We start from the raw sequence: 12,626 nt of genomic DNA, 5'->3' as shown, positions 1-12,626 counted from the left end.
GATAGCCCGGAGCCCCCGGCTTCACGCGAAACGCTGAACGCTCCGGAAGCCCGGAGCCCCCGGCTTCACGCATCTTCATATGTTGAGCCTCACGCACGTACGCGTTTGGTTCCGCGCGGCTACGATTCCGCGCATTTTTACAGCAAGCTCATTGGAGGCGCAACATGACGGTTTTACAGGTGAATCTCGAATCCGCCGGCTACCGCGACAGGCCGGAGGTCATCCACGACATCCGGTTCGATGTCCAGCCCGGACAGCTCGTCGGGCTGATCGGCCCGAACGGGGCCGGCAAAAGCACCACCATCAAGGCCATCCTCGGCCTCCTGCCCGACGTAAAGGGAACCGTCGCGTTCGGGGAAGGGGAAAAGCACTACTCCTACGTTCCCGAGCACCCGGTGCTCTACGACGAGCTGACCCTTTGGGAGCATCTGGAGCTGGCGGCGGCGGCCATGGGACTGCCGGAAGAAACCTTTGAAGCGCGGGCCGAGGAGCTGCTGCAGCGGTTTCGGCTTTCGGGGGTGCGTCATCAGCTGCCCTCCAGCTTCTCCAAAGGCATGCAGCAAAAAATCATGCTGGTGCTTGGCTTTTTGCACAAGCCGAAGGTCTATATCGTGGACGAGCCCTTTATCGGGCTGGACCCGAAAGCGATGCGCGACTTTCTCGACATGCTGAACGACGAGCGCAAACGGGGCGCCGGCATTCTGATGAGCACCCACGTGCTGGATACAGCCGAGCGGATTGCCGACACGTTCCTGCTTGTCTCAAACGGAACGCTTTTGACGAAAGGGACACTGGCGGACATCCGGGAGACCTGCGGGCTGCCGGAAGCGACGCTGTTCGACTGCTTTACGGCGCTGACGGAAGGAGAGGACGAAGCGTGACGGCGGCGCAGCGGTATTTTCGCCGGCGCGTGCTCGCCAATCTCGCTTTTCAATGGAGGGTGCTTCGGCTGGTCGTCGACTGGACCGTGGCCGTGTACGTTGTTCTCCCCGCGGCCGCCATTGCGGCGTATCACTATGCGCTCTGGTGGAACCAGCCGCCGGAATGGTTCTCCGTGATTCCAGAAGGCGCAATTCGGGTAATTCTATATTTGTACATAGCATCGGGAACAATGAGGTGTTTTCTGGAAGAAGGCGACCAGCTGCATTTCCTGCAGGGGCAGGGATGGGCCGGCAAGTTCCGGAGATGGGGGGCGGTCTATTCAGGTATTGCGGCGGCTGCGGGAACGCTTGTAACCGGCGCTCTGCTGCTTCCGCTTCTGGTTCGGCAGTTTGGCTTTGACGGTATGACGATTGCGGCCCTTCTGACGTTTGTCTGGCTGCTGAAGCTGCTGCGCCAGCTGGCGAGCCAATTGCTCGACGTCCGCTTCACCGGGTGGAAGCTTTACCTGCTGAATACGCTGCTGTTTCTGGCGCTGGGCACAGGCTTTGCCTTCGCCGTGCACGTAATCATCGCGGGCGGTCCGGCCGGCTGGCTGTTTTCCGCCGGGGCATTGGCCGTTCTTCCGTTCATGTTCGCATGGAGAATGAAGGACAGCGCTTCTTTTCTTCAGGATGTCCGCCGGGACGGCAAAGCAAAAACGAAGTACCTGGCCCTGGTTCTGCGGGATTTTGCCGTCCGAAAACCGGCTTATCCGCGCCGCCGCCCGTTTCTGTTCCGCTCGTCGAACCGGCTGTTCCGCAAGCGCACGCCGGAGAACAAGCTGGCCGAGGCCGTGCTCAAAACGCTTGTGCGCAGCGGGGCGAGAATGAAGATTTATTTTCAAATGACGGGGCTGTTTACCTTGGGCGTTCTGTTTACCCGTCTGACCCCGGCCGATACGGTGCTGTTTGCCCTGATCTGGATTTTGTCGGGCTTTTTGCTTTCGTATTTTGTCCGCCTGCAGTGGAGCGACTTCGAGGAGCACGGGCTGTTCCGGCTGTTCGTCTGGCCGCCGGACGTCCGGATGGGGGCGCTGCGCAAATATGTATTTGTTTCCATGCTGCCGGGCTTTTTGATCATCGGGGCGGGGGTATGGCTGCCTGTACTGCCTCCGGCCCAAGCGGTTTTGGCCATTCCGCTCGCCGTGGGAGCCGGATACATGATCGCATCGGTTTATTCCGGCTTCGCGGTCCTTCGAATGGACAGAGGAAAAGGAATTCGCTAGTATAGAAAGACAACACAGAGAGGGATCTGCGGGCAAGGAGGTCGCTTATGCAGCGGGAGTGCATTTTTTGCAGCCGTGACGAACGGCTGGATCATTTGATGATCGAGATTTGCGAGCTTGGGGTGTCCACGCTTTACCTGTACAAAGAACAAACGTATTACGGCCGCTGCGTCATCGCATTAAACGAGCACCAGCGCGAGCTGTTCCACCTTCCGGAGGAAACCCGGGCGAAGCTGATGGAAGACATCGTCCGTGTGGCGAATGCCATCGAGAAGGCGTTTTTGCCGGACAAGATCAATTACGGGATGTATGGCGACACGATGCCGCACATTCATTTTCACATCGTGCCGAAATACAAGGACGGCGATCATTGGGGGCTTCCGTTCGACGCGAACCCGAACCGGGTTTACTTCAACGACGAGCAGTACATGGGCATGATTGAAAAGCTGATCAAATACTTGGAGCTCCCTTGACCCATACATAACGAAGCAAGGACGTTCCGGCGGAACGCTTGCCGGACGATGGCCGGCCCGGCGCCGTCTCCCCGCTCCCGGTTTAACCGGAAGCGGCGGAGGCGGCGTTTTTTCCTGCCGTGTATCCCGTTGAAAATGCCGCAGTGATGTTGTACCCGCCCGTGTACCCGTGAATGTCCAGCACCTCGCCGCAAAAATACAGCCCGTGCATCACCTTGGACTGCATCGTTTTCGGATCGATTTCCTTTAAATGGACGCCCCCGCCTGTAACAAAAGCCTCTTCGAGAGACAACGTGCCGTTTACGGAAACCGGGAACGCTTTGGCCGCCTTGGCGAACGCCAGCATCCCCTGCTTGGGTAGGTTGGCGAAGGTGAGGTCGTCCCGGAGGCCGGCCGTTCCGAATAGCAGCGGCAGCAGCTTGTCCGGGTACTCGCTTTTCAGCACATTGCGCAGCGCCTTGCGGGGATCGGCCTCGCACAGGGCATACGCTTTGCGGTACACCTCATCCTCCGTTTCATCCGGCCTCAGGTCGATGGTCAGCTTGACCGCGTCAAGCTTTTGCTTGCGGAGCAGCTGAACGACAAACTGGCTGCAGCGGAGCGCGATGGGCCCCGATAGCCCGAAATGGGTGAAGATCATGTCCCCTTCATGCGAAATGACCGCCTTTCCTTTCGGATTCCAGACGGTCAGCCGCACCTGGCGCAGCGAAAGCCCCTGCAGCTCGCGGCTGCGGATAAAAGGCTCGTCCGAGGTAAGCGGCACTTCGGTCGGAAACAGCTCGGTAATGGTATGTCCCGCCTTTTCCGCCCAGGCGTAGCCGTCTCCGGTGGAGCCGGTCTGCGGAACGGACTTCCCGCCGGAAGCCACAATGACGGAAGGGGCTTCGATGATTTCCCCCGAACGCAATTCCACGCCGCGCACCCGCCCGTCTTCGTAAAGCACCTCGCGGACCGGGCTGTTCACCCGGATGGCGACCCCCTGCGCCCGCACTTTTGCCACCAGCGCGTCCACGACGGTCTTCGCTTTGTCGGATACGGGGAACATGCGCCCGTTGTCCTCTTCCTTCAACCGAATGCCCATGTCCTCAAAAAACCGGATGATGTCCCGGTTGCCGAATACGGCCAGTGCGCTGTACAAAAACCGCCCGTTTCCCGGAATATGGCGGATCAGCTCGTCCAGCTCTTTCGCATTGGTGACGTTGCAGCGGCCCCCTCCGGAAATGCCGAGCTTCCGGCCCAGCTTTTCGCCTTTGTCGAGCAGCAAAACCCGGGCGCCGTGCCCGCTTGCGGCCACGCTTGCCATCAGCCCTGCGGAGCCTGCTCCGATAACAATCACGTCGTAAGACACATGCATCTTCCTTTTGTTTGAAAATAGGGCGGAGCCCTTGTGCTCCATCCAGTATAGCCGAAATGGAAAGAGGATGATAAGCGGCAAACAAATGGAGGCCTTGCGGAACGAAGAGCGGGAAGCGGGGGACGGTACTAGCGGAAGGGGCGAGCAAAGGCGGTTTGGTTTTCATCTTGCGGAGCAACGTGTATAATATGTCATAGACAATGCTTTTGACTAAGTGATAAGGAAGTGACTTCGATGATTATGTCTTTTGACCAATACATGCGCGATACCGTACAGCCGATGCGGGACGAGCTGACGAAGCTGGGCGTGGAAGAGCTCCGCACGCCGGAGGAAGTGAAGGAAAAGCTCGGGTCCGCCGAAGGCACGGCCCTGCTTGTCATCAACTCCGTCTGCGGCTGCGCCGCCGGCCAATGCCGCCCGGGCGTCGCCAAAGCGCTCGAGAACGAAGCCAAACCGGACCACCTGTTCACGGTGTTCGCGGGACAGGACAAAGAAGCGACCGCGGAAGCGCGCGCCAGCTTCCTGGCTGAATATCCGCCTTCGTCTCCTTCGATCGCGCTGTTCAAGGACGGCAAGCTCGTCCACTTCATTCAGCGTTATCAGATTGAGGACCGCAGTGCGGACATGATCGCAAACGACCTGGTCGGCGCGTTTAACACCTACTGCGCCAAGTAAGCAAAAACGAGCGGCGGCCCTAAGCGGGCCGCCGCTTTTTGCTGCTTTCGCGCGGACGGCGGGCGGAGAACCGGCCAGCGGATGCGATTGCGGAAACCGGATGCGGTGTAGAGCCGACGGAGGGTGCGGCTCCTGACCGGCCGGACCGGATCGGATGCGGGGAAGGGCCGGCAGCGGCTGCGATTGCCGGATCTGCCGAATCGTGCGGGGGAGGGCCGACAGCAGGTGCGATTGCCGGATCTGCCGAATCGGATGCGAGGAGAGAACACCGAACGGGAGATAAAAGCTGCAAATCTGCATTATTTTATGCGCCAATTGGAGAGATTGGACGAAAATACTGCGAAAATACAGCAATCGCCAGCTGTTTGAAGGCATTCCGACTGAAAACGGCGAACTATCCTGCATAATCGCAGCATTCTCGGGAAAGCGGTTCGTCTACTCAGGAGAATGCTGCATTTTTGCTGGATTGGCGGCACGGCGGTGTTCCTCGTAGAACAGCTTATCCTTCTATAACCGAAGCATTTTCGGGTAAAAGGCTGTTCGGCGCAGAGAAACTCTACGCAGAAAATAGCTGCATTTTTGCAGGATTGGTGCACGCGGTTGATCGATACACGTCGGCACCCCGTATCAATGGCGCGGTTTGGCACGCGCCGGTTGACGCAGCAAAAATTTCTCCCGGCTCAGGCCAGCCGGCTGCCGGTTTTCGCGCTATGGGCACCGTCCGCGGTGTCCAGAATCAGCTGCATCCTTGCAGCGATCTCGCGGGCGCGTTCCGCTCCCGCCAGCTCGGCGACAAGCCGGAAGCCTTCGGACAAATTCGGCTTGCGTACCACGTTGTGGGCGTCGGTCGCCAGCGTGGAGACGAGATCGCGCTCCAGCAGCCAATGAGCGAAAGCGAGCGCTTCTTCATTGTTCTTGCCGAGCAGGCTGTCGACCGACACTTGCGTCCAGGCCCCCGCGTCGAGCAGCTCGGTCAGCAGACCGGGATTCGCCCGGAAAAAGCCGTGGCGCTCCGGATGCGGAACGATGAGCGTCACGCCGCGCCGCCGGAGCAGCTCGACCGCTTCCAGGCTGCGCGGGTGGTAGTCCGTCCAGCTTTGCTCGACCAGCGCGAACGCTCCGTTTTCTCCGCCCAGGAAGCAGTAATCGCCGCTTTCCGTCGCGGCCGCGAATTCATACCAGTTTTCCAGCCGGACTTCGTTGCCCGGGTAGATGCGGACGCCGATTCCCTGCTCGTTCAGCCGGCTTTGCAGCTCCGCCGTTATTCCTTTGACCAGCGGCGTTGTGACGCGGAAGGTCGAATTGAAATGAGGCGTGGCAATAATATCGCGAATCCCGTCCGCGTAGGCGAGCTTGGCCATTTCAAGAGCGATGTCTATCGTTCCCGCTCCATCGTCGACGCCGGGAAGAATATGGCAGTGAATGTCGATCATAAAGGCATAACTCCTTCCGCTTCATCGTTTTGTTTATTGCCCATGCTAGCAGAGCCCCTGAGAAAAATCCACCCCTCCGCGTCGGGTGCCCGTGTCAAGTTTCAACGGCGATTTTTTGGTATAATAGGGATTAGCCTATACGTTAGAAAGAAAGAAGGAGGAGTGAAGATGAGCTTGCAGGAGCAAATTATCGCCGAACTCGGCGTCAAACCGAGCATTAACGTGGAGGAGGAAATTGCCCGCCGGGTCGGCTTCCTCAAGGAATATGTAAAAAAGGCCGGCGCCCGGGGACTTCTGATTGCGATTAGCGGCGGGATTGACAGCGCCGTGGCGGCGGGACTTTGCAAAAAAGCGACGGACGAGCTGACCGCGGAAGAAGGCAAAGAGTACATAACCCTCGGGGTGTTCCAGCCATATGACCAACAGGCGGACATTTCCGACAGCTACGCGGTTGCGGAGGCCTTCCGGTTGACGCACAAGGCGGAGACGAACATCAAGGAAGCGGTCGACCGTACCGCGGCGATCGTGGAGCAGGGGCTGGCCGATTCCAAAACCGGCGATACCCTGGCGAAGGAAGGCAAAGGGAACATCATGGCCCGCACCCGGATGGTGATCCAGTACGCGCTCGCCGGAGCGAACAACCTGCTGGTGGTGGGCACCGACCATGCTTCGGAGGCCATTACGGGCTTTTTCACAAAATGGGGCGACGGAGCGGTCGACATCACGCCTCTCAAAACGCTGAACAAACGGCAGGTCCGCCAGCTGGCCCAAGCGCTCGGCGTACCGCAAAGCGTGCTGGACAAAGCGCCGACGGCCGGCCTTTGGGCGGGGCAAACGGATGAAGGCGAGCTCGGCATCACATATGCCGACAACAGCGACTACCTGGAGGGCAAAACGATCGACCTGAAAGCCCAGGAGAAGCTGGAAGCCATCTATAAACGGACGACCCATAAACGGGTGGAAATTCCCGGCATCTGACCGGACCCCATCGGTAAAATGAAGCGACAGGCGGCGAAATCTTGATCATCGGCATCGGAATGGATATGACGGAAATCGATCGCGTCTCGCGGATTCTGGCGGGAAGCGCGGGCCCGCGATTTGTGGAGCGGGTGCTGAACGAAACGGAGCGGAGCGTGCTGGCCTCGCGCCAGAGCCGGGCGGCCGAGCATGTGGCCGGCCGGTTTGCGGCCAAGGAAGCGGTGGCCAAGGCGTTCGGCTGCGGCATCGGCCGGCTGCTGGGCCTGCACGACATCACCGTCGTCCCCGGCCAGGACGGCCGGCCCGTATGCCGGATCGAGCCCGCCGCCCTGCGCCGGCTCGGGTTGCCGCCGGAGCAGGTGCGCGTTCATCTCAGCATCACCCATACGGCTGTTTCCGCCGGCGCGTTTGCCGTCGCGGAACGGCTGGCATCATCGGAACGGGACCCTTCGGCATAACGCCGGAGGGTCCCGATGTTCGGCGGGCGCTTGCGGGCGGCCCGAAGTCGGAAAGGGGAAATCGGATTCGCATGCAAAAACCGTCCTACATATTGGCGCTCGATCAGGGAACGACCAGCTGCCGGGCCATCCTGTTCGACCGGGAGGGCCGCTCCGTCTGCACCGCCCAGCGGGAGTTCGCCCAGTCCTTTCCCGCGCCCGGCTGGGTGGAGCACGACGCGGAGGAAATCTGGGACACGCAGCGGCAGGTGATGCTGGAGGCGGTATCCCGCTGCGCGGGCCGTATTGAGGCGATCGGCATCACCAATCAGCGGGAAACCGTGGTCGTTTGGGACCGGCACAGCGGCAAGCCGCTGCATCCGGCCATCGTGTGGCAGTGCCGCCGGACGGCGGAGCACTGCGCAGAGCTGAAGGAGAACGGGTGGGAGGCGGAAATCCGGTCGCGTACCGGTCTGGTCATCGATCCCTATTTTTCGGCGACGAAGCTGAAGTGGCTGCTTGACCGGGTGCCCGGCCTCCGGGAAAAAGCGGAGCGGGGGGATGCCTTGTTCGGCACCGTCGACAGCTGGCTGATCTGGAAGCTGACGGGAGGCCGCGTCCATGCGACCGATGTTTCCAACGCATCCCGGACGATGCTGTTCAACATCCATACGCTGGCTTGGGACGAAGAGCTTTGCAGGGCCTTCGGCGTTCCGGCGGCTATGCTCCCGGAGGTTCGTCCGTCGGGCGGGATGTTCGGCGTCGCGGAGGGAATTCCCGGCTATCCCGGGATTCCGATTTGCGGCGCAGCCGGGGATCAGCAGGCCGCTTTGTTCGGCCAGGCCTGCCACCGGGAAGGCATGCTGAAGAACACCTACGGAACGGGCTGCTTTCTGCTGATGAACACAGGCGCCGAGCCGAAGGCTTCGCAGCAGGGACTGCTCACAACCGTAGCCTGGCAGGCGGAAGGACAAACCGAATACGCGCTGGAGGGAAGCGTATTTACGGCGGGAGCGGTGATTCAATGGCTGCGCGACGGCATGGGCCTGATCGCCAAAGCAGCCGAGTCGGAGGAATTGGCGGTTCGTGTGCCCGACAGCGACGGGGTTTATTTTGTCCCGGCCTTTAACGGGCTCGGGACCCCGTACTGGAACCCGGACGCGCGCGGGATGATCACGGGCATCACCCGGGGAACGCGCAAAGAGCACATCGTGCGCGCCGCATTGGAAGCGGTTGCCTATCAGACGGCCGACGTTACCCGCCTGATGGAGCGCGAGTCCGGCATCGCGTTAAGCGAGCTGCGCGCGGACGGCGGTATGGTGCGCAACCGGTTCCTGATGCAGTTTCAGGCGGATATTCTGGGCCGGGCGGTCAGCCTGCCCGAGGAAAGCGAAACGACGGCGCTCGGCGCGGCTTATTTGGCCGGGCTCTCCGCCGGCTTGTGGAGCGGCCGCCGGGAGCTCCACAAGCTCTGGGTGGAACGGGAGCGGTTCCGCCCCGAGATGGAAGCCGAACACCGGGAAGCGCTGTACCGCGGCTGGGAACGGGCGGTGCTGCGGCAGCTTCGCTGACCGGTTGCACTGTGCTGCAGGGGCGGGCGGAGTAACAGCGCGCTCGAGCGAAGCTACCGCGCAGGAGAGGCGGTGCTGCGGCAGCTCCGCTGACCGGACGGACCACGCGATGAGGCGGGGCCGACTAACAGCGCTCGAGCGAAGCTGCGATTCGGCACAAGAAGCGGCCGCCGGGAGCGGGCTGCGTGTACCGCCTGCGATGTGCGATAGCCAGCCCCCTGCGATGTGCGAGCAAGCCTCTTTTCCCGCGCCCTCTATCCCCGCCTTTGACTTGAAATCAAACAGCCGCCCCTGACGGGAACGGCTTCTCACCGGACAGGTCGTCCGATAGGGAGCCGGTCTCCGAAAGGGCGGCTGTTCTTATGGCCTTAACTGCCGGTCGGCTTTGCCGGCGGGCATGACGAACAGCCCGTTTTCCTGGTCCCACTCCGCGTACAAAACGTGGCGGGGGTTCGGCTCGCCCTGCTCGGTCAGCAGATTCAGCAGCCAATTGCGGTCTTTTCCGATCCGGGCCAGACGCTCGTCCTGAATGTCTCCGTTTTCGACCAGGCCGACCGGGAAACTGGCTTTTTTGGGAGGAAGCTGAAGGTCCCCGCGCTGGACGGTTTCGTATTCCGGCTTCTTGAGAATGCTGAGCGAGCCGTTTGTTTCAAATACGGCATACGCCACTTCCCGCAGCGAAAAGACGCTCTGGCCGCGCAGCATCATGCGGAGCTGCTCGAAATCCAGCTTGTTTTTCTTCATTTGCTCCCAGTCAACTTCTCCGTCCTCGATCAGAACCGAAGGTTTTCCGTCAAGCGGCCCGCGGAGCCGCTTGTTTTTTTGCGTAATGAGTTCAAAAGCATAGGAGAGGGCGGCCCAAACTGCAAAAGCGAACAGCAGCTGGCCCGCGTTCACTTCTTTCTGATAAATCGTATTCCCCACAATCTCGCTCAGGATCAGGGAAGAGACGAAATCGAAGGGGGTGAGCTGGGAAATTTCCTTTTTGCCGAGAAAGCGGGTGATGAGCCAAAGTCCGACAAATCCGACCGCCAGCTTAATGCCGATGTAAGCGAAGTCCATGGTACACGTCACCTTCTTCTCAGGTAGTGGGAAAAAGGCGGATGCATCCTCGGCACGAGAACGTCCCGGAACGGAGGCATCCGCTTCAAATGTTTTACCCTTTTCCCAATCGGTGTGAATCCGGTGATGCAAACAGGAAAAAACCTGCCGGCGGTCAACCCGGCAGGTTTTGTTCCAAATCTATATCATTAGGGGGGCTAGTAGTAGATTACCCCTTGAAGATTAAATGAACCTGAAAAACAGATTTCATTTGTGTTACAAATCAATGAACGAAAATGACAGCCGGAAAAGACAGCGGACGCAGCAGGAAGAAAAAGCTAGTGGAGCTGCGCCGGCTCGGCAGTGCAAGCGGCTGGAGAGGCGCAGCAGTGTGGAAGGCTAGCGTTGGAGCGCAGGAGAAATTTGCGGTGTGAACAAAGGCGGAGGAACTGCGGGGGAACGACAGGAACTGCGGATGAAGGCAGTGGGAGAGACTTTTGGCCGGTTACTGCGAGTGAAGGGCGGCTGGACAAGTATACGGAATGAAGGTTGGCTGCGGATGAGGACGGGCGGGAGAGAGTAAGGGGAGCGGTATGGGTAGCGGGGAGATAGGCGCGATTATTAATAGGCTTGGCTGCGTTTGCAGTCGGGGAGTAGCCGGAATGGATTGCAGTAGGTAGGGGGGGCGAGAGTAGCCGGAACGGATTGCAGTAGGTNGGGAGAGAGTAAGGGGAGCGGTATGGGTAGCGGGGAGATAGGCGCGATTATTAATAGGCTTGGCTGCGTTTGCAGTCGGGGAGTAGCCGGAATGGATTGCAGTAGGTAGGGGGGGCGAGAGTAGCCGGAACGGATTGCAGTAGGTAGGGGGGCGAGAGTAGCCGGAATGGATTGCAGTAGGTAGGGGGGGCGAGAGTAGCCGGAACGGATTGCAGTAGGTAGGGGGGCGAGAGTAGCCGGAACGGATTGCAGTAGGTAGGGGGGGCGAGAGTAGCCGGAACGGATTGCGAAAGGTTGCTGGGTTAAGGGACGACGGGAAAGCAGCAGTATGGCTGGCGGGGATTTAGGTGGTAGGAGCGATTCGCAGTAGGCTGGGCTGCGAGTTGGGGAGTAGCCGGAATGAATTGCAGTAGTTAGACTGGGGCTTTCGGAGCGACGTAAGGTTTTAGCGTTGGTTAGCCGTGTGTAAGGAACGTTGAAGTGATTGGCGACGGGCATGATACGGGGACAATCTCGCCGGAGAACGAAATGCTGCTTCGGTTTGCTCGAATCCTGCGAAAATGCATTATTCTGACTGGCTTTTTAGCTACCTGGCGAGAAATGATGCATTTGTGCAGGATTCAGAGGCTATATTCGCTGAAAATGAGCGAGAGGGAGTAAAAATACTGCACATATGCAGTAATCTTCGTCACGGCGCCTCTTTTTCGGATAAATCATGCATTTTCGCAATATTCGTAGGCGGGAGAGCTCTATTTAAGGCGGCATCTTCTCAATTAGAAGATGCCGGCAGTGAAGGGAGCGGTTTTGGTCCCGCTCGCAGCTGGTTTTTCGGCGAAAACGAGAGGTTGACCTAGCGGCTAGCCTGGCTGAAGTAGGAGATAAGTTAGACGTCGTATACAAAAGGCCAAATGCTTAACGCAGACGTAGCACCGACGCAGCGGACATAGTGTCCGGCTCAGCGAGCATACGGCAAGCGGAGGCTGTAATTACGAGTCGGCCGACCTGGTGAGCCGTCTGAGCAGCAGCCGGAACGCAATCAGGGCGCAACCCCCCATAAACCCGAGCACAAATGGGGCGAAGCCGAGATAGAACGCTGAGGTCACCAGCGTGAGCGCCAGCATCCAGGCGGTGAGCGCGTAAAAGCTCCGGTGCAGGCCAAAGCCGGCCAGGAAAAAGACCGCCGTGAGCAGTGAAGCACGGCAGAGGTCGGGCCAGTAGGCGATGCCGGTCCGCAGCGCAAAAGGAAGCGCCATCGGAAGGAGCCAAAGCAGCGCCAGCACGCCAAGGCCAAGGCCGGCCGCGAAGCTGGGTTTGTCGGCATTGGCCGGAGCTGCTTCGCTGGCGGATGAAGCGATGCTGCTGTCGGGTGAAGCGGTGTTGTGAATGGCCGGAGCGGCTGCGCTGACAGGTAAAGCGGTGCTGCGGGTGGTCGAAGCGGCAGCGCTGGCGGGTGAAGCGGTGCGGCTGGGCGAAGCATCTGGGGCGTCGGCTGGAGCCGCGGGCCGACGCAAAACGGCCGGAGCTGCTCCGCTCCGGCTTCTGCCTGCCCGTGCTCTGCGACGAAGTCCGGCAAGGATGATGAGCAGGCTGACGGCCGCAGCGGCCCAAAACGACAGGGCGGAAGCGCGGCGGGAAAGCTCCAGGCTCCAGAAAGAAAAGCCGGCCAGAGCCAACTGGCCGAAGCTTGCAGCCGCGATCCATTGAAGCCCCCAGACGGTGAGCAGGCTACCGTAGGGGAGGGCTTTTTCGGCTTCCCGCCGGATGGATTCGCGCAGCGGGGATGAAGATTGAGACGACAATT

11 protein-coding genes are annotated in these 12,626 nt (G+C 60.0%); 7 read left to right on the top strand and 4 right to left on the bottom strand.

What is annotated here, in order from left to right:
• Window positions 1-164: 164 nt before the first annotated feature.
• The 3 genes from AC6I6H_RS17210 to AC6I6H_RS17200 are packed head-to-tail and all read left to right on the top strand — an operon-like array spanning window position 165 to window position 2,619.
• On the top strand, window positions 165-881 hold the full coding sequence (locus tag AC6I6H_RS17210; RefSeq protein ID WP_497955218.1) for an ABC transporter ATP-binding protein: 717 nt from the start codon (window positions 165-167) through the stop codon (window positions 879-881).
• On the top strand, window positions 878-2,146 hold the full coding sequence (locus tag AC6I6H_RS17205; RefSeq protein WP_497955217.1) for an ABC transporter permease: 1,269 nt from the start codon (window positions 878-880) through the stop codon (window positions 2,144-2,146). The genes AC6I6H_RS17210 and AC6I6H_RS17205 overlap by 4 nt, the downstream gene beginning before the upstream one ends.
• Window positions 2,147-2,193: 47 nt before the next feature.
• On the top strand, window positions 2,194-2,619 hold the full coding sequence (locus AC6I6H_RS17200; protein ID WP_497955216.1) for an HIT family protein: 426 nt from the start codon (window positions 2,194-2,196) through the stop codon (window positions 2,617-2,619).
• 82 nt (window positions 2,620-2,701) lie between these two features.
• Here the strand turns inward: AC6I6H_RS17200 and AC6I6H_RS17195 are convergent, their stop codons facing one another.
• Complete coding sequence (locus AC6I6H_RS17195) at window positions 2,702-3,967, bottom strand: BaiN/RdsA family NAD(P)/FAD-dependent oxidoreductase (protein ID WP_497955215.1); 1,266 nt, start codon at window positions 3,965-3,967, stop codon at window positions 2,702-2,704.
• A gap of 240 nt (window positions 3,968-4,207) precedes the next feature.
• Here AC6I6H_RS17195 and AC6I6H_RS17190 point away from each other — a divergent pair, with 240 nt between their 5' ends.
• A complete protein-coding gene (locus AC6I6H_RS17190) occupies window positions 4,208-4,648 on the top strand; it encodes a BrxA/BrxB family bacilliredoxin (protein WP_497955214.1) in 441 nt (146 codons plus the stop codon).
• A 680-nt stretch (window positions 4,649-5,328) separates the two neighbouring features.
• Here AC6I6H_RS17190 and AC6I6H_RS17185 read toward each other — a convergent pair.
• On the bottom strand, window positions 5,329-6,081 hold the full coding sequence (locus tag AC6I6H_RS17185; RefSeq protein ID WP_497955213.1) for a tyrosine-protein phosphatase: 753 nt from the start codon (window positions 6,079-6,081) through the stop codon (window positions 5,329-5,331).
• A gap of 168 nt (window positions 6,082-6,249) precedes the next feature.
• Here AC6I6H_RS17185 and nadE point away from each other — a divergent pair, with 168 nt between their 5' ends.
• From nadE to glpK, 3 genes are all read left to right on the top strand, one after another.
• Window positions 6,250-7,059, top strand: coding sequence for an NAD(+) synthase (nadE, locus tag AC6I6H_RS17180; RefSeq protein ID WP_497955212.1), 810 nt, complete (start codon window positions 6,250-6,252; stop codon window positions 7,057-7,059).
• Between the two features lie 41 nt (window positions 7,060-7,100).
• On the top strand, window positions 7,101-7,517 hold the full coding sequence (acpS, locus tag AC6I6H_RS17175) for a holo-ACP synthase (RefSeq protein WP_497955211.1): 417 nt from the start codon (window positions 7,101-7,103) through the stop codon (window positions 7,515-7,517).
• A gap of 71 nt (window positions 7,518-7,588) precedes the next feature.
• The gene (gene glpK, locus AC6I6H_RS17170) at window positions 7,589-9,067 is read left to right on the top strand and encodes a glycerol kinase GlpK (protein WP_497955210.1); all 1,479 of its coding nucleotides are present in this window, start codon (window positions 7,589-7,591) and stop codon (window positions 9,065-9,067) included.
• 360 nt (window positions 9,068-9,427) lie between these two features.
• Here the strand turns inward: glpK and AC6I6H_RS17165 are convergent, their stop codons facing one another.
• Together AC6I6H_RS17165 and AC6I6H_RS17160 are read right to left on the bottom strand one after the other, a co-directional pair.
• A complete protein-coding gene (locus tag AC6I6H_RS17165; RefSeq protein WP_497955209.1) occupies window positions 9,428-10,129 on the bottom strand; it encodes a DUF421 domain-containing protein in 702 nt (233 codons plus the stop codon).
• A 1,682-nt stretch (window positions 10,130-11,811) separates the two neighbouring features.
• Window positions 11,812-12,624: a hypothetical protein gene (locus tag AC6I6H_RS17160; RefSeq protein WP_497955208.1), complete on the bottom strand. Its 813-nt coding sequence runs from the start codon at window positions 12,622-12,624 to the stop codon at window positions 11,812-11,814.
• Window positions 12,625-12,626: the final 2 nt, after the last annotated feature.

It is taken from the genome of Gorillibacterium sp. sgz306347, from assembly GCF_059735245.1.
This window is presented reverse-complemented; position numbering and strand designations above follow the sequence as displayed.